Genomic DNA, 19,985 nt, shown 5'->3' with positions numbered 1-19,985 from the left:
CCAGTCATTGTCAGGCCGCCGTGCCGGCGGCCCAGTCCGTGCCGTTCCAGTACGCCTGCGACGCATCGCCGAGCGTCACGTACTGGCCGGTCGTCCAGGCGGCCGTCTGGCCGAGAGCACCGAGGCCCTGCAGCGCGGCGAGGTTCGCCGGGACCGTGGCGCCCGACGGGCTGAACGCGCCGGGCGTGCCCGCGGTGGCGCCGGTGACGGCAATCGAGCCGGGAACGCCGAACCACATCCAGAACGGTGCGTCGTTGAACAGCGGGTCCACCTGCCAGGTGAACGTCACCGCTGCGCCCTCGACTTCCCCGCGGGTCTGCTGGTCGGGCTCGACGGCGGTGACCGATGCGACGCCGACCTGACGCTTCTCGAGCCCGCCGCGGTAGCGGGTGATGACGTACAGGATGAACCGGTTGTCGGGCAGCGACGACGAGACCTCGATCACGCCGTTCGCGTCCGGCTCGGCGCCCTCGATGAGCGCCATGACGTTGGCGTTCTGCTCGGCGAGGTTGATGACCACGGTTCGGGTGCCTTCACCGGCGAGCGTGTAGCCGGCCTGGAAGAACTCGATCGGGTCACCGTTCTCGCGACCGGGTGCGGGGCCGCCGTCGACCTTGTACAGGCCGAGGCGCTTGGCGGCCACGGGGAGGACGAGTGGGGACGCGCCGAGCGCGGTCTTCTCGATGACGTTCTCCGCGTCGACGGGCGCGTACGCGGCGACACCGGTGATCGGTACGCCGACCGCGGCGAGGTCGTTGCCCTGGGAATCGGCAGTCATGGGTGTTCTCCTTCACATGAAGATGGCCCCGCACTGTGCGAGGCCGGGTGGGGACGGTCACGTCGACTGCCGACGTATCCGCGTGTCGGGTGGTGGCTCACCAGGAGCCGGCCACGACGTACTGCGCCGTCAGGTAGCGGCGAGCGACGTCGAGCTGTTCGGGGACGGCATACGGCCCGTTGCAGCCGGTCACGTCGACGGCGGCGATGGGCGGTGCGGAGATCGGGGCTGGCACGTCCACACCGAGCGGCAGGTCGATGTCGAAGAGGACGCCTGCGAGCCACCGTGCGATGTCGTTCGCGGGCTTGTCGTTCAGTCGAGTCCCAGCCAGCACGGACGCTCCGATGGAACGGTCGAACGTCACGTGCGACAGTCGCGGCCCGGAGTCGTCCCGGATGATGATCAGCGGCCGTGCGAGCGGAATGCTCAGCGTCGGCGGCTCCTTGTTCGACACCGACACGTTGATGCCCTCGGCGGCGGCGAGCGCGCGGACGTAGCTGGTCAGCCACATTTCGAGGTCTGGCGGTGTGACTCTCACTGCTTGGCCTGCTTCAGTGCGCGGGCGAGGTTGCCCGTCTTGGACTCGATGAGCAGTGTCTTCTCGTCCGACCCGACGACGCGGGTGACGCGGCGGTAGCGAGACTCGTGGTGCTCGATGTGCAGGCCATCGCGGTAGTCGCCGGAGTCGACGGGCGCGTCGGCGCGGGCTTTCGCGAGTGCGCGCTCTGCGGCTGCGTCGACGATGTTCTCGACCTTCGGCTGTCGGAGGATGGTCTCGAAGAAGCCCTCGTTGAACTCGATGCTGGTGTCACCGCTGCGAGCCATGGTGCCTCCTCGGGTTATCCGACGCCGCGTCGGAGGGGTATCTCGCGCGGCGGGGTCCATCCGGTGAAGGGGTTGGTGTCCGCCGCGGGCGGGATGCCATCGATGCTGTACGTTTCCCCCGCCATCACCGTCCCGTCAGGGACCGAGATCGCGCCGTCGGGCAGGGGCGGGGTGAAGGTGCCGGTGAAGACCCGGTCGCCCTTCTTCACGTCGAACGCGCCCTCGCAGAACAGCGACTTGGACTCGAGCGCCTGCTCGCGCGTCGCAGTGGCGAGCATCGACGTAGATGTCTGCGCGACGAACGCCCCCGGGATCGGAAGCACGCCTGGGTTGTCCCAGTCCGCGTCGATCTGCTCGCCCGAGTACGGGTCGATGATCGGCGCGCCGCGCAGCCTGTAGACGGTCTGACCGAAGGGGAAGTCCATCAGTACGACTCCCGCCAGATCTTCGCGATCGGCCGCTCGAGCGGGAACGATCCGCGAGGGGTCCCGCCAGCTGGTGCTGCGCTGCACAGGGAGCGCAGCGCGCGACTAGGCTGCCCGTCGAACGCCGACTTGATGTCGGCGTAGTCGACGGCCGCGGGGCCGATTCGCTGTCCTTTGATGAAGTGGGAGCCGCGGGCGGCGATGTCTCTGTACACGCGGCGGAGGACCGCCAGCGCGTCCTTCTGTTCCTCGCTGCCGTCGACGAGCGAGGAGATGCAGGGGGCGATGTCGCGAGCCACGATGAGGACCTCGCGTGCGAGATCTTCATCGGTGCCGATCTTGTCGTGCGTGATCACTCCATCGCCCCCTGACTCACTTACTGCTGTACCGCGAGAAGCGCGGCGGCCTTCTCGGCCTTGTTCTTGCCGGACCCAAGGTCGATGCCCTTCGCGACGGCGTAGGCGTCGAGCTGCTTCGCCGTCCACTCCTCCGACGGGTCGCCCTCCGGAATCGAGACAGCCTCGCTGTCATCCGAAGCGTCGGCGACCTCGACCGCCTCGATGAGACCGCGATCGAGCAGGCGTTCGATCTGCTCGGTCGCGACGCCGCCGGGGACGACGTCGCCGCGCCGCAGGATCGCCGCGACGCGGTTCCCGCCGGCGGCACCGATCGACACCTTCACGGCGGCGGCGCTCACGATGTGCTGTTCGGTCATGGTCACGCCCCCGTTCCGGTCAGGTAGAAGCCGGCGAGCGGGTTCGTGACGATCGGCACGTGCACGTTGCGTGCCTGCAGGCGGGTCTTGTCCGCCTTCGGCTCGCGGATGGCGGCGATCTCCACACCGGTGTCGCCACCGATGGCGCGGTACTCCGGCGAGGGGATCTGCTCACGTGCGATGCCGCCGAGGCGACGCCGGTCGATGAACAGCGGATCGGTGATGTCATCACCGTCGTCCGACACCCACGTGATGCCGCCCACGGTGGGGAAGCCGTCGGTGAGCGCCTGGCCGCTGTCCTTCGGCAGGATGTCGAGCAGCTCGGGGATGACCTCGGCGTACTGCTCGGACGGGAGCACGACCACATCGACGTCGTAGCCGAGCTTCTGACGGCGCACGGCCGCCTTCACCCGCAGGGCGTCCTTGTAGATCTGCTTGCCCGTGGTCCACGCTGCGCCGGCGGCCATCGTGTTCGTGATCGACGAGGCGACCGCGCCGAGCGCTGCCTCGTTCGCCGAGAACACGAGTTCCGTCTGCAGGAACGTGAACGCCTCATCGACGGGCTGACGAAGGAGGCGGCCGACCTGCTCGTCCGTCACCTCGGTCGCGAGACCGTCCTTGACGGCGGAGTAAAACTCGTACTCCTCAGCTGACATCGGGGTGAGCTTGTACTCACCACCGGGAGCGACGACCTCCGCACCACGCTGGGCACGGATGACCTCGTTGATCGGCACACCGATGGCGCCACCGGTGATGGTGTACCGGCCCTGAAGCAGGTACAGGCCGAGGAATTGCTGTGCCTGCAGGATCTCCGCGAACCGTCGAGCGACGAGCGTGGGGGACTTCAGGAACGCGATCACATCGGCGGCCGTGGTAGCGGCCTGCTGGCTGGGAGTCAGCGGGTAAGTCTGCATCGTGCTCTCCTTTCTCAGAGCTGGACGGCGCGCACGAGCGCACCATCCGTGGCGGACGTCAGGGCGAGGAAGACCGCGTCACCGGTGCTGACCGTGCGGACAGCGCCAGCGGCGGCGGTCTCGAGCTTCTGGCCGCGGGTGATGGCACCCGACGCCTTCAGCTCGTGGATGGGCTTGCTGATCTCGACGGTCAGCTTGTCGCCGACGGCCGCGTCGTGGCCGGCGATGCCGACGTACTTCGCGGACGCCGCGGCGGCCGGAGCGACTGACATGTCAGCGCTTCCCACCTCGACGGCCTGGCCAGCGGTCACGGCAGCGGTCACGTTGAAAGTGACCGTGTCACCCGGGCGGAACAGTGGCAGGTAGCTCTTGCCCATGATCAGGCCTCCTTCTTGGTCGAGCCGTAGACCGAGCCGTACAGCGCGTCGTCGGCGCTGGTGAGGGTGTCGGAGTGGCCGACCTCCTCGACGGGCACGGCGTTCTTCGGCAGCGTGTTCAGGAACGCGACCGTGCCGGCCTCGTCCTTGTCCAGCTGGGCGCGGACCGCGTCGCGCGAGGCGGCGGCGATCCGACCCTCGCGGAGCGCGTCCGCGACGATGCCGTCACGGCGGGTGCGCTCCTGCTCGGCGCGCGCCTCCGCGCCGAGGCGGGCGTTCGCCTGCAGCTCAGCGAGCACGCTCTCGTCGATCGCGGTGAAGCCTGCGGGCAGCGCGGCCGCCACGGGCTGAGGGGTGGTGTCGGCCTGCTCGGCGAGCGCCTCGTCGAGAGCGGCGAGAACCGTCTCATCCGAAGCATCGGCATCGGTCACGCCGAGCCGCTCGCGAAGGCCAGCCTTGATGGTGTCGCTCACGGTGAGCTCCTCCTTCTGGTTGGGGTTGCCCGGCTCGGACGAGTCCGGGGTCTGTGCGTCGGCGCGCGCAGCGGCACGGCGGCCGTCCTTCCGCGCGAACACCGACAGGTCGAACTTCGCCTTCGCGGCCTCAGCGTCACCGACGCCTTCGATCCGGTCGGCGAGCTTCTCGGCGACGGCCTGCTCGGCCGTCAGGAAGCGGTCCTTGTCCATCTCGGCGAGCCAGTGCTCGACCGTGTCGCCGGACTTCGCCGCGTACACCGATGCGATGTTCCGGTCGAAGGACGCTTCGAGCTCGTCGGCGACGTCGCGGAGATCCGCTGCGTCACCGATCACAACGGCCCAGGCGTTGTGGATGTACAGCTGGCTGTTCTGCATCATCACGAGCTCGTCCGCCGCGGCGGCGATGAACGACGCCGACGATGCGGCGATGCCCTCCACAATCGCGGTGACCTTCGCCGGGTGCGAGCGCAGCGCGTTCATGATCGCGATGCCCTCGAACACCTCCCCGCCAGGCGAGTTGATCAGCAGCCGGATCTCGGTCACGTCGTCGGGCAGCTCGTCGAGCACGCGAGCGAACTCCTTCGCGGAGACCCCCCACCATTCACCCCAGCTGTCGATCGGGTCGTAGAGCCGAAGCGTCGCCGTGGTGCCGCTCGTCTTAGCAGACGGCAGCTCGGCGCGGATGGGGGTCCGCTCGGCGCTCGCGCGTCCGGCGGGTCGGAACGGGTTCATGCGGCCTCCTCAGCCTCAGTCGATGGGATGCGGCTCACGTCAGGGCCGTCCCCGTCGAGGTCAGCGCCGGCGGCGCGGATGATGTCGCGGGCTTCGTCCTGTCGCAGCGGCGGTTTGTCCGTCGCCAGGTAGACCTTCTGCGCGGTCTCGGCGACCGCTCGGGCGAGCTTTCGCATCGCCTCCTCGTCGCCTTCTTCGTCGGTGCTCTCCTCCACGGGCAGGCCGAACTTGTCCCGCACGTACGCACGCAGCGGGCCGTCGACGACGACTGCACCCGAGTCGATGAGTGCCTTGATCGCCTCAGCGGTCACCTGCTGCTGCTCACCAATCGCCGCCGGCACCAGCCGCGGCGCGGGCTCAGCCGGCCCCCAGTTGTGATCGACGAGGTCCTCGATGACGTGCTGGTTCACGACGTCGGCGACCTGCTGCGCGACCGCGTTAAGCGAGTCGGTGAAGAAGTTCGCGAACGTGGCGCCGAGCGCCCACGAGCCGGTCTCGGTGCCGAGGTTCAGGAAGTGCGCGAGCACCGCACGAGCTATCTGCTCGTCGTAGTACCGGATCGGCTTGTCGAGGTCGGGGATCTTGCCGGTGACGCCGACGAGGTCGAACTTCGCACCGTACGGCAGGGAGATGCCGGATGCTTCACCTGCACGAGCGCCCTTCGCGATCGCGAGACCGTCGGCGATCTGCTCGTCGAGCCACTTCACGGCCTCCTCGAAAGAGGCCGACTCCGGAGCTTCCGCGCTGGTGTATACCGGAAGGCCGAGGCCGTTGCGTTCCGCCACGAGGGCCTGGATGCGTAGCAGCCGATCCTTGAGAAGCCACATCTTGTAGGCCGAGCGGAGCAGTGACTCGCCGATCCAGCTGGCGCCCTCGCGCTCATTGACGAACGCGACGAGCCGATCGACGGGGATCTTCACGTCGCTCCTGCCGCCCGCGCCGTACTGCTTGATCGCGACGAGGCCGCCGTCCTTCGCGACCTCGATGTCGGAGATTGTCCGGGGCGGCCGCCACGCGAGCTTGGCGAGATGCGTCGCCCCGGACGACTGGTCGTACACCTGCTCGAAGAAGCTGTGCCCGTAGATGAGCTTCAGCAGCGCCAGGCGCAGGAACTCGACGAACGAGAAGCGGCCCTTGATGCGCAGCGGAGCGGTGGGAGCCTGCCCCTTGATGGGGAGACCGAGGTCGCCGGCGACGTGCGCAACGACGTCAGGGTCGCATCCGGTGCCATCGATCGCCCACTCGGTGCGCATGATCGGCAACGTCACCGCGCGGAGCACGGACTTCACCTGCGGGTCTTCGCGGCGCATCCGGTCGAACACGTTGATCGAGTTCGGCCACTGAAGGTCTGGGTTCTCTTCGTGCGTGTCCGCGACGAGCTTCCCCCATCCGAGAAGGCCGGCGTCCGCCTGGTATCCGATCTCAGGCAAGGCGGGACCTCCTTCGTTCAGAACATCGCAGTTGCGAGATCCGGTTGGGCTCGCGCGACGGTTTCGCGTTTGAGTACTGCTGCTTTCGGTGGCGGCGGTGTCTTCTTCTGTGGGGACGCCTCGGACTTGAGCACGCCCCACAGCGCCCACGTGACCGCCTGCGCCATCGAGACGGGTTTCGTAGGGTCGGACTGCTCCCACGTCACACCAGCGCGGCCGATGTTCCGCGTCGTCGCCAGCTCGAGCGAGCGCGTGACCTCCGCCTGCGGGCGGTGCGGCACCAGGCCCGCGTTGACGTGCTCGATGAACAGCGTGTGCGCTGCGGCGATCTCGTCGAGGTTCATCGCCAGGTACTTGATCCCGGCGGCGTCGAGCGCGCCGATCACGGCGGCTGCGTTCTTCGCGTCGAGCACGACGAGCGCGTTGCCGTGCAGCGCCTTCAGCTCCTTGATCTTCGGGGCGATCCAGCGGGTGCCGGCTTCGGTGTGGATGTGCTCGACCGCGATGGAGTCGGAGTCGATGCGCACCGCGGCACCGATGGTGCCGTACCCGCCACCACGACCTAACGCCAGCGACAGAACAACACCGTCGCCAGTTACACCGGCGGTCTCGTCGGCGTGACGCTTCCACACCTCGAGGTTCAGATCGGACAGTTTCGTCGCGACCTCCGCGCGGCGGTTCGGCCACACCGAGCACCGCTGACGCGCGAAGGCCTCGGGGCTCGTCTGCCCCATGCGTTCCCAGTCGTCCTCGACGGTCTTCCACGCCAGGCGGATGCCGAGGCCCGGGTTGCCCTCGCGCCACACCTGTGGGTCGCCGAGGTCCAGCTTCGCCGCGGTGTCCGGGTCGTCGGAGCCGACCGGCGTGTGCTCGATCCAGCCGGTGCGCGGATACCCGCCTCGGCGGCCGCGATCGCGCAGGCCCTCGAAGTACTCGCCGTCCTGGTCTTCCTTCGGGACCGTGCCGGTGAACAGGATCTGCTTGTTCGGGGACGCGTCAGTCGTCGGCAGCAGCGCCTCCAGGACTGTCAGCGGGGAGTGCTGCGCTTCGTCGACGATCAGCACGTCGAACGACATACCGACGCCGGCACCACCGGTACGGGTGAAGAACACGAGCCGGTTGCCGTTCTCGAGCTCGATGGTCCAGTTGCCGTTGCCCGTCGAGATACCGGACACGCCCTGCGCTGTCTGGCGGCCGCCGCCGAGCAGCTGGCGCCGCAGCGACGGGACGGCGAGGATGGTGCGCTTCGCGCGCAGGAACGCCTCACGCGCCGTGCGCGTCTCGTGCGCGGTGTGCCCGATGAGCTTCGGTGCGCCATCGTCTCGCGGCCACAGGAACAGGTGAGCGAGCTCCCATGGCAGGAGGATGTTGCCCTTGCCCTGCTGGCGCGAGACCAGGATGCCGAACTCCGTCGCGGCCCACAGACCGTCGTCGTCGATCGACGTGATCGCCTCGAGCGCGCCGTCCTGCCACGGATCGTTGCGCAGCCGTGCGAGGTCGCAGATGTCGAGCACGTCCTCGAACAGGGACCCGACCCTTGTGGTCGGGAGCGTCCTAACCCGAGGCTCTTGCAGCCCGAGCAGCGCGGGCTTCGGCGAGTTGGTCGGCAAGGCTCGCCTCCTTGGGCTTCTCAGTGCCGGCCTCCATGGCGAGCAGCGTCGCCCGCAGTTCACGAGCGATCGGCGCGACCTTCTCCGGCGACTGCTTCGCGACCGCCAGCATCGACGTGCGCAGCGTCTCTGCGATCAGCTCGAGGCTGCCTCGATCACCTGGCGCGGAATCCGCCGGCGGTGTCTCCGCCTCGGCTGCTTCGCCCTTCCGGCCGCGCGATACGCGGTACTCCTGACGGCGTGCGTGGCGCTTCGCGTCCCGGCATGGGACACACGGCTCCTCACCATGCCGCAGATGCCGCTTGTACGCGGCCACGGTCCCATGCGGAGCAAGGGGACGAGCCATATCGGGACCCCCTCGGGCTCAATTGGACCCAAAGCGTGAAATGACCCCCGGAGAGATCTGCCAGGACCGCGCGGGAGGTGGGCAGCGTCGGGGTGCCTCTGGATTTTCTGGCGATTCGGGTGCGGCCTCGGTGCAGGGGCAGGCTGGGAGCCTGTCAGCTGCGCTGTGCGGCCCTGACGAGCATGATGGCGAGCGCGACGCCGAAGCCTGCGATGACGAGCGACAGGGAGGCTGCCAGGGCCCAGACGATCAGGTCCCACGGGGTCATGAGTCCCCCTCGGGTGCAGCGTCGGCCCGCGCAGCCTCGGCCATCGCTGGGCAGTTGTGTGCGCAGTGTCGATCGCTCGAGCATCGCTCGCATGGCACGCAGACGTGGATGCCGTTCTGGGTGACGTGCCTGACAGTGCCGATGCCCCGGCCACGGGTGGCCTTGGGGCGCTCGGTGCCGACGTAGATCGGGATCTCGACGGTGCCGACCTCGACCGGCTCGCCGTCGGCGATCTGGATGAGGACCTTGCCCGTGATGGTGGCGACGTTGGCAGCCATGCTCAGACCGCCTCTCGCGTGGTGTAGAGCGCCGGCATGACCTCGGTCATGAGGTCGGTGTGCTCGGTGGCGGTGAGGCCGTCGGCTTCGATGATCTCGTCGGCGGTGATGCCGCGTGCGCCGTGGGGGCTGCGCGGTGTGACGATCGCGACGGGGTGGATGCCCATGTTCTCGGCGTACTCGGCCCCAGCCTGCTTGGTAGGCGCCAGGACGATGAAGCGACGGGCAGGATCTGGTGCGACGTCGGCGGCCTCGACAGGCTCGGACATCTCGGCGAGCTGCCCCTGCTCGGGAGTCGGGTCTCCGTCGGCGATGATGACGTCGGCTCGATGGCTGCTGTTCATGATGCCCGGCTCCTTCATGCTGGTATCGGTCGTGCGGTCCCGATAGCCTCACCTGAACTACTCAACGAGGAGGACTACATGGGTGCGATCAAGCTGAAGCGGTCGACGAGCGCTTCGCAGCCGTTCTACTTCACCGTCGTCGCGGGCAACGGCCAGACGCTGGTCACGAGCGAGACGTACACGTCCAAGCAGGGCGCGGTGAACGGCATGGAGTCCCTTTACAACGCGATGCAGGGGACCGTCCAGTACGACGATCTGACCTGAGGTCAGCTCGCCTCCCAGATCTCCGCTGCTGCGTGGTCGCTCTTGAGCGCGTTGCACCGGCGGTGCATGGGGACGAGCACCTGCCCGACGAGGCGTCCGCCGTTCGCGAGCGCGTTGTCGTGGTCGGCGGTGAAGCTCATCCGGTCGGTGGGTGGCAGGTCGGTGTCGATCGGCTCCCCGCAGCCCCAGCCGTGCGCGGACCCGTACCCGCAGGGCAGGTTCTCGGCTTTGGTGCGGCGCTTCAGTGCGGCCTGCTGGCGGCGGTAGGCGCGGTGTCCTGTGCCGTCGCGGATGCTGCGGGTGCTCATGGCTTCACCTCGTCGAGGGGCGTGGAGAAGGGGGCCAGTGACAGTAGTGACCGTTTCGGGGGTTGAGGGTTCCCTGCGCGCGTTTAACTGGGTCCCCTAGTTACTAGTAATCAAAGAGCTGTACCAATTGGGAATTACTGTCACTATCGGTCACTGTGGCTCTAGATCCGCGTGTTTCTGCGGGTTTCGGAGTGACAGTGGCCGTTTTCGATCTGTCACTTATCGGTCACTGTGGCGAATATCGGTCACTGTGTGGCAGCGAGGGGAGTGACCGATTCGTGCAGCGCCGGCGGCGGGCGGTTCCCGTGCCCGTTGGCCGGCGCCGCACGTGGCTGGAAACGACGAACGCCCCGGCCGTGCGGCTTCGGGGCGTTCTGTCAGTCCTGCTCACCATCAAGCTAGGGGGTGACACCGGAGTGGCCGCAAATGCGACACGCCGGCGTGTTCAGCTGCCGGGTTGGAAGAACTGCTCGAGGTGCTCGCGTGCGGCGTCTGGTCCTTGCTTGCGGTGCTTGATGTAGTGCTTCTTGGTGACGGCGTCGTCGTAGTGGCCGAGCTGGTCGGCTGCAGCTTCGCTCCCGATCTGTTCGGCGAGGAGTGTGGCGACGGCCTTCCGGAAGGTGGTGGGGGTGACGTGCGCGTAGGGGGTGCCGGCGAGCGCGGTCTTCCATTGGCGCATGAGGTTGTTGTCCCACTGGTAGGTGCCGGTGGAGGAGGGGAAGACGATGTCGCTCGTGGCGTCGATGCGACGGCGGAGCAGCATGGTGACGGCGGTCGGTGGGAGCTTCGCGTCGCGGACGGAGTCGTCGGTCTTCGGCTTGGGTTGCACGTCGAGCTTCCCGTCGTCGCGGACGATGAGGGTCTTGTCGAGGCGGACGTAGGGGATGGGTGCGTCGAGGATGATGTCGTCGTGGTGGAGGGCGAGGACTTCGTTGGTGCGGGCGCCGGTGGCAAGGTACATGTCGGCGACGTCGCCGATCTGGGTGTAGCGGCGGCGGCCTTGCTTGTCGGTGCCTTCGTCGCGTGCTCGCAGAAGGGCGCGGATGTGGCGGATGTCGTCGGCGCGCAGCGCGACTTCGGCCTTCTTCCTGACGGTGATGGTCTGGGCGGCTTCGGCGGGGTTGCGGTCGATCGCGCCTTGGCGGACGGCGTAGGTGAGCAGTTGCAGGAGGCAGGTGCGGACGGTGCGGGCGGTGGCGTCGCCGTGCGCGGTGCGTGCGCGGGTGAGGAAGCGGTCGGCGCGGGGGACGGTGAGCTCGCCGAGGCGGACGTCGCCGATGCCGCCGATGATGATGCGGGTGGTGACGTCGGTGTAGCGGCGGAGGGTGGCGGTGGCGAGGTCGTCGCCTGCGATGCGGTCGAGCCATTGGGTGGCGGTGTGGCGGATGGTGGAGTCGCGGGTGAGGTCGTCGCCGGCGGGGGCGAGGCGTTGTTTGAGTGCGCGGATGAGGTTGCGTTCGGCTTCGGCGGGGGTTCGGCCTTGGCGTTGCATGAGGCGGGTGATGCCGTCGCTGTCGCGGTATCGGCAGATGGCGGCGGGGCGGCCGTTGAGGGTGGTGCGGCGGATCCGTCCCCAGGTTTCGAGTTCGAGTGGTGGGCGGGCCATCATGCGACCTGTGTGAGGATTTCGCCGCGGAGGATGGCTCGCCGGAATGCTTCGATGATCTTGGTGGTGGTGCCGAGCTCGTGCGCGATGTAGCTGGCGTCGAGGCTCATGCGTTCGGCGTGGGCGTAGGCGAGCGGGTCGACGATGAGGCGCGCGGCTTCTCGCCATGCTCGCCATTCGATGGCGGGGTGGCAGGAGCGGTCGCGGTGCAGTGCGTGCACGTATTCGTGGTGCAGGGTCTCTTGCTCGAGCGGGTGGGTGAGGTTGGGCCGGCAGAGGATGATGCGCTGGTCGTCGAGGTATGCGCCGAGGCGGTGCGCTGGCATGTCGCTGGTGTAGATCAGGTCGACGCCGAGGTCGGCGATCCAGTCGTAGACGCTCCGGTCGTTCAGTGGCTTCATGAGTCCCCTCACTCGTTCTCGTGCTCCTGGCGCGCCTGCCAGTCGGCGTCGTCTGACGCGGCCAGGGCTTGATCCTCGTCGTGGGCGCCGACATTGAAGCCGATGACGCCGATTCGAGGGATCGTCGGCAGGGGAGCGATGCGCGGCAGCGGACGATCAGCGGTAGCTGCGTCTGCTTTCGCGATCACCATCGCGGTGGAGAGGTCTAGTGCGGCACAGACGGCGTCGAGCTGGTCGAGGGTGAACACCTTGAGCCCGTTGAACACTCGGGACAGCTGCGAGGCGGAGATATCAGCGGTCTTCGCGACGTCCTTGAGTTGCCGGCCTTGGTCGTTCATGGCGGTGCGGAGGATCCGCGCGACTTCGTGGCTGAGTGGTCCCGGAATGGGGCGTGCACCTGTAGGCATGTGCCAATACTGGCAGACGGGTTGCCAAGTGGCAATAGCAGTGCTTACAGTTGCCATATGGCAATCGCAACGATCAGCACTCGGGTCTCGCAGAGCATCAAGAAGCTGCTGAAGCAGCGCGGCGTCACCCAGGAGTGGCTTTCCACGACGACGGGGATCCCCATGCGGACCCTGTCGCGACGTCTTCACGACGTCAACCCGTCCCCGATGTCGCTCGACGAGCTCGACATCATCGCGCGGTCGCTCAACACCTCGATGGCTCAGCTCATCGAGGGAGTGATCGCAGCGAGCGAGCTCAACGCCGAGCACGGCAGGAAGAAGGCCGCCGCGTAGCACCGCGACGGCCTCAGAACACGAGAGACAGAACCTCCCATGTCGAATATCACCTTATTGCACACCCCTGCGCCAGCATCACGTGGTCGCGCGTTCGACACGCGTGCTGCTGCCGAGTACTGCGGTATCGCGGTGCAGACGCTGCGGAACAAGCTCGCCGCCGGCACGTTCCCCGAGCCGCACAAGCGTGGCCGGCTGAATAGCTGGTTTCAGGACGAGCTCGACGCGCATCTGGCTGCCGAGATCGTGGACTACGACGTCGTGAAGAAGGTGGCATCGTGAGCGAGCGGTACGTCGTTACGTCCGCTGCCGGCGAGCACGTGATCCGCACGGACAACGCGGTCGAGGCGGCTCGGCGTGCGGAGCAGCTGCGCGGCACGGTCATCGATCGTGGGGTGGCGTCGTGATCGGGTCGGCGCTGCCGCTGATCCGGCTGGGGTCCGCGCTGCTCGCCCTCGTCTGCTTCGTGACCGTGCTGGTGACGATGCGCGCGAACGGTGTGCTGCTGCTCGGCACGGGCGCGGTCGTCGCGCTGCTCTGGTCGTTCGGGGTGTTCACCCGCGACTTCTGGTTCTCCGACGACCCGGCGTATGCGCGGATCGATGCGGAGCTCGACGCTGCGGAGCGCGACGCTCTGGCGCCGGTTCCCGCCGCGTCTGTGGTCGCTGGGTACGGGCGGATGCCGGCGCTGGTGGAGGTGAGTGCGGTGGCGATGGTGTGGATCATCATCTGCGGTGCGTTCGCCGTCACGGCGGTGGTCGGTTTGATCGTCGGGCTGGTGCTCTCGTGATCGCGCTTGGCGTGGACCCGTCCCTGACATGCACGGGCGTGGCGACGGTCGACACGGCGACGGGGGAGAAGCTCACCCGTCGCGTGAAGACCGCGAATCGCGGTGGCACGTTGGCCGCTCGCCGTGGCCGGCTGCGTGAGGCGATCGCCGCGATTCTCGACCCGCTGCCGCGCCGCGTGGGTGTGTCGGTGATCGAGCTGCCGAACGCGCGCCAGCAGTACGGGGCGCAGGCGGAGCGGCACGCGCTGACGTGGTGGCTGATCGATCAGCTGATGGCCCGCGGCCCGGTGGTCGCGGTGACGCCGTCGCAGCGGGCGAAGCTCGCCACCGGTGCCGGCAACGCGGGCAAGGCGGTCGTGCTTGCCACGGTCCGCGCTCAGCACCCGGGCGTGACGGTCGTCGACGACAACGCCGCGGATGCGCTCGCGCTGGCTGCGGCTGGGGCGCACTGGCTCGGCTTCGAGCACCCGTTCACGGATGGGCAGGCGACGGCGTTCGCGCGCGTCGACTGGCCGTCCTGATTCACCTGTACCACCTGACAACGAAAGAAGGTTCCCACCATGGTCAGACTGGCCGCCACGCTCCCGAAGGAGCACGACGAGAACGGGCTCGAGGCGAACACTCGCCACCTGCTCGGGATCTACACCAGCCAGGAATACGTGCCGATCGTGGCGCTCGTCCGCACGAAGGAGATCCTCTCGAACGAGGACTTCCAGCGGGTGCCGAAGATCGAGCTCGTGCACGTCGAGATCGCTGTCGACGCGGAGTCCGACGTCGCGGTGCGTGAGCTGCTGCTGCAGCTGCACGACGACCGCGTGAAGCACGTGAAGCAGCCCCTCGACCTGCCCGACGTTGACGAGGAGCCCGCCATCGGCGAGCCGCTCTCGCTCGAGCAGCTGGCCGACCCCTATGACGACGTCGTGGACGCCGAGGTCGTCGACGAAGACCCCATCACCGATCGAGAGGACGACTGATCATGAGCATGCCCGCTCCCATCCCGCACCCCGCCATGGCCGCTACGCAGGCGCCGGCTGCTGAGGCGTCGTTGCCCGAGCTGGTCGCTCGGCGCGTGGCGCTGAAGGCGGACGCCGAGTACATCAAGGACGAGATCGAGGCGGTGGACGCGAAGATCCTCGCCCAGCTGGAGGTCGGCACGCATGACGTGGCCGGCACGAAGGTGCAGGTGCGTGAGTACTCGCGGCTGTCGCTGCCGGCGGTCGAGAGGGACTACCCGGCTGAGCAGTACCCGGATCTGTACGTCACGAAGACGTCGATCGACAAGGGCGCGGTGGAGAAGTCGTTCGTGCCGAACGCGCTCGAGCAGTACAAGGTGCGCGGCGCGAAGTCCGTCGTCGTCTGACCAGCAGGAGCACTGCCGGAGTGGCACACACCGACGTTCGAGTCGTCGGCCGGCACGGAAAGGAGCACCAAGTGCCGATCATGAACTACACCACGGGGATCGCCGTCGAGAAGACGATGGGCGAGATCAATGCGGCGCTCGCGCGGCGCGGCGTCACCCGGATCTCGACGCTATATGACGAGGCGGGCGTCGCGGCGGGCCTCGGCTTCACCATGAAGACCGACTACGGCTTCCGCGACTTCGAGCTCCCCGTGCGCACCGCAGGCGTGCTCGCCGCGCTCTCGAAGGACCCTGCCGTCAAGCCTGCGCAGCGCACCCCGGAGCAGGCCGCGCGAGTCGCGTGGCGGATCGCGAAGGACTGGCTCGAGGCGCAGTCGGCGCTCATCGACGCCGAGCTCGCCACGCTCGACGAGGTGATGCTCCCGTACATGGTCGACGCCAAGGGGCAGACCATGTACGCCGTCTATCGGACGAACCAGAAGGCGATCAGCGCATGACCGGCGTCGAAGACCTCTACCTCGGCGTGATCAACGCCGGGATCACCGCGCACCCGCGGTCGCTGCAGAAGCGGATCGGCCCGTCCGAGCTCGGCAAGCCGTGCGACCGGTGGATGCTCCGCAAGCTCGCCGGTGAAGAGGAGCCGCAGCGGGGCCCGGCGTGGAAGCCTGCGATCGGCACGGCGATGCACGATCAGCTCGAGCGGTGGTTCGACGCCGCGAACCGTGGCGGCGGTGACGTCGCGAACACCGAGTGGGTTACCGAGTGGCAGGTGACCGTCGGACGTATCGGCGACACCCCGATCACCGGGCACTCCGACCTGTACCACGTGCCGACCGGCACCGTCATCGACCACAAGGTCGTCGGCGCGAAGCAGCTCGCGAAGTACCGGCTGCACGGCCCGTCGCAGCAGTACCGGGTGCAGGCGCACCTGTACGGCAAGGGGTTCACCGACGACGGCGGTTGGGGGCCGTGCCGTGCGGTGGCGATCGCGTTCCTCCCGCGTGACGGTGAGCTGCACCAGGCGTACTTCTGGTCGGAGCCGCACGACCCGCACCTCGCGCTCGATGCGCTGGGCCGCGCGAACCGCCTGTGGGCTCTGCTGCAGGTCGTTGGCCTCGACGCCGCGCTGCGCACCGCGCCGTTCTGCGATGACGAGTGGTGCTCGTGGTGCAAGGCCGACCGGCGTGCCGAGCAGAAGGCTGGCCGCCTGTCCCTGTTCGACGACGGCGCCCAGCCGGTCGCGCCCGTGGCCGCGCTGGTGCCGTGTGGTGCGTGCGGGTTGCCGCTCGCGAGGTCCGTGATTCAGGACGGGCACCGTGTGCATCCGTCCTGCCCGGACCCCTCTGACTCCGGACGCCCGGCGCGCCCGGTCCCCGCGACGCCGCAGCCGGTGCTCGCACCCGTAATCAACCTGTTCAGCAAGACCAACTAGGAGAAGACATGTCTCTGTTCGATTCCAGCAGCAAGGGCGTCAAGTTCACGAACGTCGGCGACTCGATCACCGGCACCGTGGTTGGCGCGACGACCGAGCGTCAGCAGACGAAGTTCGGCACTCAGGAGCCGGACTTCTGGCCCAACGGTGACCCGAAGATGCAGATCCTCGTGAACCTGCAGACCACGCTCCGTGAGGACGGCAACGACGACGGCGAGCGCACCCTGTACGTCGCCAGCAAGAACATGAAGAAGGCGATCGGGGATGCGATCCGCGCGTCGGGTGCGTCGGATGTCGCGGCGGGCGGGCAGCTGACGGTGACGTTCATCGGCAACGACCCGAACAGCAAGAATCCGGCGAACCCGGCGAAGCTCTACCAGGCGCAGTACACGCCGGGTGCGAGCGCGTTCGCCCAGCCCACCGCCGCCACCCCGGCGCCCGCCGCCGCGCAGGCTGCCGCACCTGCCGCTGCTCCGGCCCCTCAGGCGGTCCCGCAGCCTGTGCAGGCCGCCCCGGCCCCCGCAGCAGCTCCGGCCGCGCAGCAGCCCGGATCCTGGCTCACCCCCGAGCAGATCGGGCAGCTCGCGCAGCTGCGTGCCGCCGGCATTCCGGAGGCGTCGATCGCTGCGGCGCTCGGCACCACGGCGGAGCAGATCGCCGCGCATGACGCGCACGCCGACACGCCGTTCTGATCCCGCATCATCCTGCCGCCTCTGCCGCGACCGCGCGCTGTCCCCTCGTGAAGGACCAGAGGCACGTGACAACAACGAATCATCTCCTCGACACTGCGCTCGCTCTCCACGCCGCGGGTCTGTCCGTCGTGCCAGTCGCGGCCGACGGCACCAAGCGGCCCCGCATCGCCTGGAAGCAGCACACCACCACCGCGGCGACCGTCGAGCAGTTGCACGGCTGGTTCGACAACGACGCGCTCGAGCAGGGCATCGGCCTCGTCACCGGGTTCGGTGGCGTCGAGATGCTCGAGGTCGAGGGGAAGGCGATGTCGCTCATGGGCGACGTGCTCGACCTGCTCGACGGATCGGGGCTGCGCGGCCTCTACGACCAGCTCGTCACCGGGTGGTCCGAGCAGTCACCCTCCGGCGGGCTGCACCTGTTCTACCGGATCACCGACGCCGACGTGCCAGGGAACACGAAGATCGCGCAGCGGCCTGTCCCTGAGCCGCCGTACCGGGAGACGCTCGCTGAGACGCGCGGAACCGGCGGGTTCGTCGTGCTCGCCCCGTCGAGCGGGAAGGTGCACGACACCGGCCGCCCTTACGTGCGTCTCGCCGGCGGGCCCGACACCGTCCCGGCGATCACCCGCGAGCAGCGTGACCAGGTGCAGGCCGTCCTGCACGCCGTCATGGACTCCATGCCGATCGAGGACCCCGCACCCGTCGCCGGGCCGGTGGATGCGAAGTGGTCGACCAGCTACCAGCACGCCGACGGCGACGTCACCCCCGGCGACGACTACGAGAACACCACCGACTGGGCCGACATCCTCGTCGGGTGGACGCTCGTCTTCACCCGCGGCCGCACCCGCTACTGGCGCCGGCCGGGGAAGAAGGACGGCATCAGCGCGACGACCGGCCGCGCCGACGACCGCGACCGCCTGTTCGTGTTCACCTCGTCGACCGAGTTCGAACCGGAGGTGCCGTACACGAAGTTCGGGGCGTACGCACTGCTGCAGCACCGCGGTGACCACGCCGCCGCGGCGAAGGCTCTCGCCGACGCCGGCCACGGGCACCGTGCTCCCCGCCAGCTCACCCCACCGTCGCGCACCACGTCGACGGGCACGCAGCTCGCAGTGCTCGGTAACACCGTACCCACCGGCGACTCCGCGACGGTGATCGGATCCGATGCCGCTGACCTCACCGACGACGGCAACGCCCGCCTCCTTGTCGCCGAGTACGCGGCGACGCTCCGGTATGTACCCGACGCGGGGAAGTGGGTCACGTGGGAGGGGAACCGGTGGAAGTGGCACCCGGACGACGGGCCTGCGATCGAAGCCGCTCGCGACGTGATCCGCCGCATCCCCACCGACAACGCGATGCTGAAGCAGTGGCGGCTGAAGTCGATGCGCGCACGCGCGATCGCCGACGCCGTCCGCCTGGCCCGCTCGACCCCCGCGATGCGGATCGCCGCCGCACAGTTCGACCAGCACCCGTGGCAGCTGAACACCCCCGCCGGGGTCGTCGACCTCCGCACGGGGGCGATCGCCGCCGGCACACCGGGCCTGTTCCACTCGAAGCAGACGAGCGTCGCACCCGACCCGGAGATGCCGACGCCGCTGTGGGACCAGTTCCTCGCGACGACGTTCCAGTCGAACGCACCCCTCGAACGGTACGTGAAGCGCCTCGCGGGCCTGACATTAATCGGCGAGGTGCTCGAGCACATCCTCCCGTTCGCGCACGGCCCCGGTGGAAACGGCAAGGGCGTCTTCGCTGAAGTGCTGCTCGCGATCGCCGGGGACTATGGCACCACCGCCCCGCAGGGGTTCCTGGTCGCCGGGCGTGACAAGCACGAGACGGAGCTCGCGAACCTGCAGGGCCGGCGGATCGTCGTCGCGTCGGAGATCAACGAGAACACCCGGTTCGATGAGGCGAAGGTGAAGCAGCTCACCGGTGGCGACACGATCACCGCCCGTTTCATGCGGCAGGACTTCTTCGACTACATCCCGTCGCACACGTTCTGGCTGCTCGGCAACTCGCAGCCGGAGGTGCAGACCGGTGGGAACTCGTTCTGGCGGCGCCTGCGGCTCATCCCGTTCACGCACATCGTGCCCGACGAGAAGAAGATCGAGAACCTGCAGCACCGCCTCGTCGAGGAGGAAGGCCCCGGGATCCTCCACTGGATCATCGAGGGCGCGGTCGACTACGCCATCGACGGGCTGCGCACCCCCGATGAGGTCCTCGCCGCGACGTCCGAGTACCGGGCGGAGGAGGACCACCTCGGACGGTTCGTCGAGGAACGCTGCCGCGTCGGCGGTGGCGAGCTCGTGCGCACCGAGACCAGCGAGCTCCGCCGCGCATACGACGCCTGGTGCCGGGAACAGCACGAGGACGCGATGTCGTCGCAGTCGTTCGGCCGGCAGCTGAAGCAACGGTTCGGAATCGAGTCGACCCGCTCGAACGGTCGCCGCTTCTACACGAACCTGCACCTCTACGCCCCCGAGGGCGAGACCGACGCTGCGGAGAGCTGGTGGGAGAAGTGACCGCCACGACACCACTCGTCGGAACGTGCCCGCGCTGCAAAGCCCGCGTGCTCGAGGTGCGGTGGGACTACGAACTCGACCTCGTCGTCGGCAAGCCCCGCCTCGACCTCACCGTCCTGTCGCTCGAGCAGATCACCGCGTGCATCATCACCGGCCGCGACCTGTGGCAGCTACACGAGCACGCCGGGCGGAAGGTCACCTCGCACCGGTCCCGCTGGTGGCCACGCGCCCCGATGGACGGGACGGTGCACGCCGAGCACAAGTGCGGGACCGTCTGGCCGGGCCCGAACGTCGTGCTCGCCGAACCGCAACCACCCGCCCCCGTCGTCACCGAACCGCCCTTCTGAGAAAGGAC

Annotated in this window: 31 protein-coding genes; 13 read left to right on the top strand and 18 right to left on the bottom strand. The window is 68.4% G+C overall.

Annotation, left to right across the window (positions count from 1 at the left end):
- Positions 1-10: 10 nt before the first annotated feature.
- The 14 genes from BFN01_RS02005 to BFN01_RS01945 all read right to left on the bottom strand — a co-directional run bounded on the left by BFN01_RS02005 (position 11) and on the right by BFN01_RS01945 (position 9,518).
- On the bottom strand, positions 11-778 hold the full coding sequence (locus BFN01_RS02005) for a hypothetical protein (RefSeq protein WP_071640997.1): 768 nt from the start codon (positions 776-778) through the stop codon (positions 11-13).
- A 97-nt stretch (positions 779-875) separates the two neighbouring features.
- Positions 876-1,316, bottom strand: coding sequence for a hypothetical protein (locus tag BFN01_RS02000; protein ID WP_071640995.1), 441 nt, complete (start codon positions 1,314-1,316; stop codon positions 876-878).
- Positions 1,313-1,603 carry an HK97 gp10 family phage protein gene (locus tag BFN01_RS01995; protein WP_071640993.1) on the bottom strand — a complete coding sequence of 97 codons (291 nt, stop codon included), beginning with the start codon at positions 1,601-1,603 and terminating at the stop codon, positions 1,313-1,315. Before BFN01_RS01995 ends, BFN01_RS02000 begins: the two co-directional genes overlap by 4 nt.
- A gap of 14 nt (positions 1,604-1,617) precedes the next feature.
- Positions 1,618-2,028: a hypothetical protein gene (locus tag BFN01_RS01990; RefSeq protein ID WP_071640991.1), complete on the bottom strand. Its 411-nt coding sequence runs from the start codon at positions 2,026-2,028 to the stop codon at positions 1,618-1,620.
- Positions 2,028-2,384 (bottom strand): hypothetical protein, encoded by a 357-nt coding sequence (locus tag BFN01_RS01985; protein ID WP_071640989.1) that lies wholly within the window; start codon positions 2,382-2,384, stop codon positions 2,028-2,030. The genes BFN01_RS01990 and BFN01_RS01985 overlap by 1 nt, the downstream gene beginning before the upstream one ends.
- 20 nt (positions 2,385-2,404) lie before the next feature.
- The gene (locus BFN01_RS01980; protein WP_071640987.1) at positions 2,405-2,743 is read right to left on the bottom strand and encodes a hypothetical protein; all 339 of its coding nucleotides are present in this window, start codon (positions 2,741-2,743) and stop codon (positions 2,405-2,407) included.
- A gap of 2 nt (positions 2,744-2,745) precedes the next feature.
- Positions 2,746-3,657 (bottom strand): hypothetical protein, encoded by a 912-nt coding sequence (locus BFN01_RS01975; RefSeq protein WP_071640985.1) that lies wholly within the window; start codon positions 3,655-3,657, stop codon positions 2,746-2,748.
- Between the two features lie 14 nt (positions 3,658-3,671).
- Positions 3,672-4,034 (bottom strand): capsid cement protein, encoded by a 363-nt coding sequence (locus BFN01_RS01970; RefSeq protein ID WP_071640983.1) that lies wholly within the window; start codon positions 4,032-4,034, stop codon positions 3,672-3,674.
- 2 nt (positions 4,035-4,036) lie between these two features.
- Positions 4,037-5,242: a head maturation protease, ClpP-related gene (locus BFN01_RS01965; RefSeq protein WP_071640982.1), complete on the bottom strand. Its 1,206-nt coding sequence runs from the start codon at positions 5,240-5,242 to the stop codon at positions 4,037-4,039.
- Positions 5,239-6,672: a DUF935 family protein gene (locus BFN01_RS01960; RefSeq protein ID WP_071640980.1), complete on the bottom strand. Its 1,434-nt coding sequence runs from the start codon at positions 6,670-6,672 to the stop codon at positions 5,239-5,241. Before BFN01_RS01960 ends, BFN01_RS01965 begins: the two co-directional genes overlap by 4 nt.
- Positions 6,673-6,689: 17 nt before the next feature.
- On the bottom strand, positions 6,690-8,282 hold the full coding sequence (locus BFN01_RS01955) for a hypothetical protein (protein ID WP_143187129.1): 1,593 nt from the start codon (positions 8,280-8,282) through the stop codon (positions 6,690-6,692).
- Positions 8,227-8,598, bottom strand: coding sequence for a hypothetical protein (locus BFN01_RS15075; protein ID WP_143187128.1), 372 nt, complete (start codon positions 8,596-8,598; stop codon positions 8,227-8,229). The genes BFN01_RS01955 and BFN01_RS15075 overlap by 56 nt, the downstream gene beginning before the upstream one ends.
- A 294-nt stretch (positions 8,599-8,892) precedes the next feature.
- Positions 8,893-9,174, bottom strand: a complete 282-nt coding sequence (locus tag BFN01_RS01950; RefSeq protein WP_071640976.1) for a hypothetical protein — start codon at positions 9,172-9,174, stop codon at positions 8,893-8,895.
- Positions 9,175-9,176: 2 nt separating this feature from the next.
- Complete coding sequence (locus BFN01_RS01945) at positions 9,177-9,518, bottom strand: hypothetical protein (RefSeq protein WP_143187127.1); 342 nt, start codon at positions 9,516-9,518, stop codon at positions 9,177-9,179.
- 78 nt (positions 9,519-9,596) lie between these two features.
- Between BFN01_RS01945 and BFN01_RS01940 the strand changes: the two genes are divergently transcribed.
- Complete coding sequence (locus tag BFN01_RS01940; protein ID WP_071640972.1) at positions 9,597-9,782, top strand: YegP family protein; 186 nt, start codon at positions 9,597-9,599, stop codon at positions 9,780-9,782.
- Positions 9,783-9,784: 2 nt separating this feature from the next.
- Here the strand turns inward: BFN01_RS01940 and BFN01_RS01935 are convergent, their stop codons facing one another.
- The 4 genes from BFN01_RS01935 to BFN01_RS01920 all read right to left on the bottom strand — a co-directional run bounded on the left by BFN01_RS01935 (position 9,785) and on the right by BFN01_RS01920 (position 12,504).
- Positions 9,785-10,090: a hypothetical protein gene (locus tag BFN01_RS01935; RefSeq protein WP_071640970.1), complete on the bottom strand. Its 306-nt coding sequence runs from the start codon at positions 10,088-10,090 to the stop codon at positions 9,785-9,787.
- Between the two features lie 445 nt (positions 10,091-10,535).
- Positions 10,536-11,699 carry a tyrosine-type recombinase/integrase gene (locus tag BFN01_RS01930; protein ID WP_177243781.1) on the bottom strand — a complete coding sequence of 388 codons (1,164 nt, stop codon included), beginning with the start codon at positions 11,697-11,699 and terminating at the stop codon, positions 10,536-10,538.
- A complete protein-coding gene (locus BFN01_RS15340) occupies positions 11,696-12,097 on the bottom strand; it encodes a hypothetical protein (RefSeq protein ID WP_071640966.1) in 402 nt (133 codons plus the stop codon). Before BFN01_RS15340 ends, BFN01_RS01930 begins: the two co-directional genes overlap by 4 nt.
- Positions 12,098-12,105: 8 nt before the next feature.
- Positions 12,106-12,504, bottom strand: coding sequence for a helix-turn-helix domain-containing protein (locus tag BFN01_RS01920; protein WP_256220999.1), 399 nt, complete (start codon positions 12,502-12,504; stop codon positions 12,106-12,108).
- Positions 12,505-12,561: 57 nt separating this feature from the next.
- Between BFN01_RS01920 and BFN01_RS01915 the strand changes: the two genes are divergently transcribed.
- The 12 genes from BFN01_RS01915 to BFN01_RS01865 all read left to right on the top strand — a co-directional run bounded on the left by BFN01_RS01915 (position 12,562) and on the right by BFN01_RS01865 (position 19,977).
- Positions 12,562-12,837: a helix-turn-helix transcriptional regulator gene (locus tag BFN01_RS01915; protein WP_071640962.1), complete on the top strand. Its 276-nt coding sequence runs from the start codon at positions 12,562-12,564 to the stop codon at positions 12,835-12,837.
- Between the two features lie 39 nt (positions 12,838-12,876).
- Positions 12,877-13,119 (top strand): AlpA family transcriptional regulator, encoded by a 243-nt coding sequence (locus BFN01_RS01910; RefSeq protein ID WP_143187126.1) that lies wholly within the window; start codon positions 12,877-12,879, stop codon positions 13,117-13,119.
- Positions 13,116-13,244 carry a hypothetical protein gene (locus tag BFN01_RS15710; RefSeq protein WP_256220997.1) on the top strand — a complete coding sequence of 43 codons (129 nt, stop codon included), beginning with the start codon at positions 13,116-13,118 and terminating at the stop codon, positions 13,242-13,244. Before BFN01_RS01910 ends, BFN01_RS15710 begins: the two co-directional genes overlap by 4 nt.
- Positions 13,241-13,627, top strand: coding sequence for a hypothetical protein (locus tag BFN01_RS01905; RefSeq protein WP_071640958.1), 387 nt, complete (start codon positions 13,241-13,243; stop codon positions 13,625-13,627). Before BFN01_RS15710 ends, BFN01_RS01905 begins: the two co-directional genes overlap by 4 nt.
- A 38-nt stretch (positions 13,628-13,665) precedes the next feature.
- Positions 13,666-14,148, top strand: coding sequence for a hypothetical protein (locus BFN01_RS01900; protein WP_071640956.1), 483 nt, complete (start codon positions 13,666-13,668; stop codon positions 14,146-14,148).
- Positions 14,149-14,187: 39 nt separating this feature from the next.
- Positions 14,188-14,601 carry a hypothetical protein gene (locus BFN01_RS01895; RefSeq protein WP_071640954.1) on the top strand — a complete coding sequence of 138 codons (414 nt, stop codon included), beginning with the start codon at positions 14,188-14,190 and terminating at the stop codon, positions 14,599-14,601.
- A 2-nt stretch (positions 14,602-14,603) separates the two neighbouring features.
- A complete protein-coding gene (locus tag BFN01_RS01890; RefSeq protein WP_071640952.1) occupies positions 14,604-14,987 on the top strand; it encodes a hypothetical protein in 384 nt (127 codons plus the stop codon).
- A 71-nt stretch (positions 14,988-15,058) separates the two neighbouring features.
- On the top strand, positions 15,059-15,484 hold the full coding sequence (locus BFN01_RS01885; RefSeq protein WP_071640950.1) for a hypothetical protein: 426 nt from the start codon (positions 15,059-15,061) through the stop codon (positions 15,482-15,484).
- Complete coding sequence (locus BFN01_RS01880; RefSeq protein WP_071640948.1) at positions 15,481-16,419, top strand: hypothetical protein; 939 nt, start codon at positions 15,481-15,483, stop codon at positions 16,417-16,419. Before BFN01_RS01885 ends, BFN01_RS01880 begins: the two co-directional genes overlap by 4 nt.
- 8 nt (positions 16,420-16,427) lie before the next feature.
- Complete coding sequence (locus BFN01_RS15070; protein ID WP_071640946.1) at positions 16,428-17,111, top strand: hypothetical protein; 684 nt, start codon at positions 16,428-16,430, stop codon at positions 17,109-17,111.
- 65 nt (positions 17,112-17,176) lie between these two features.
- Positions 17,177-19,630 (top strand): phage/plasmid primase, P4 family, encoded by a 2,454-nt coding sequence (locus tag BFN01_RS01870; RefSeq protein WP_071640944.1) that lies wholly within the window; start codon positions 17,177-17,179, stop codon positions 19,628-19,630.
- Positions 19,618-19,977 (top strand): hypothetical protein, encoded by a 360-nt coding sequence (locus BFN01_RS01865; RefSeq protein WP_143187125.1) that lies wholly within the window; start codon positions 19,618-19,620, stop codon positions 19,975-19,977. Before BFN01_RS01870 ends, BFN01_RS01865 begins: the two co-directional genes overlap by 13 nt.
- The last annotated feature ends 8 nt before the right edge of the window (positions 19,978-19,985 follow it).

Origin of the sequence: Microbacterium sp. AR7-10, from assembly GCF_001878835.1 — a bacterium.
In the GTDB taxonomy this organism is placed as follows: Bacteria; Actinomycetota; Actinomycetes; order Actinomycetales; family Microbacteriaceae; genus Microbacterium; species Microbacterium commune.
The sequence above is the reverse complement of the archived record's forward strand: the minus strand, read 5'-3'. Positions and strand labels throughout refer to the sequence as shown.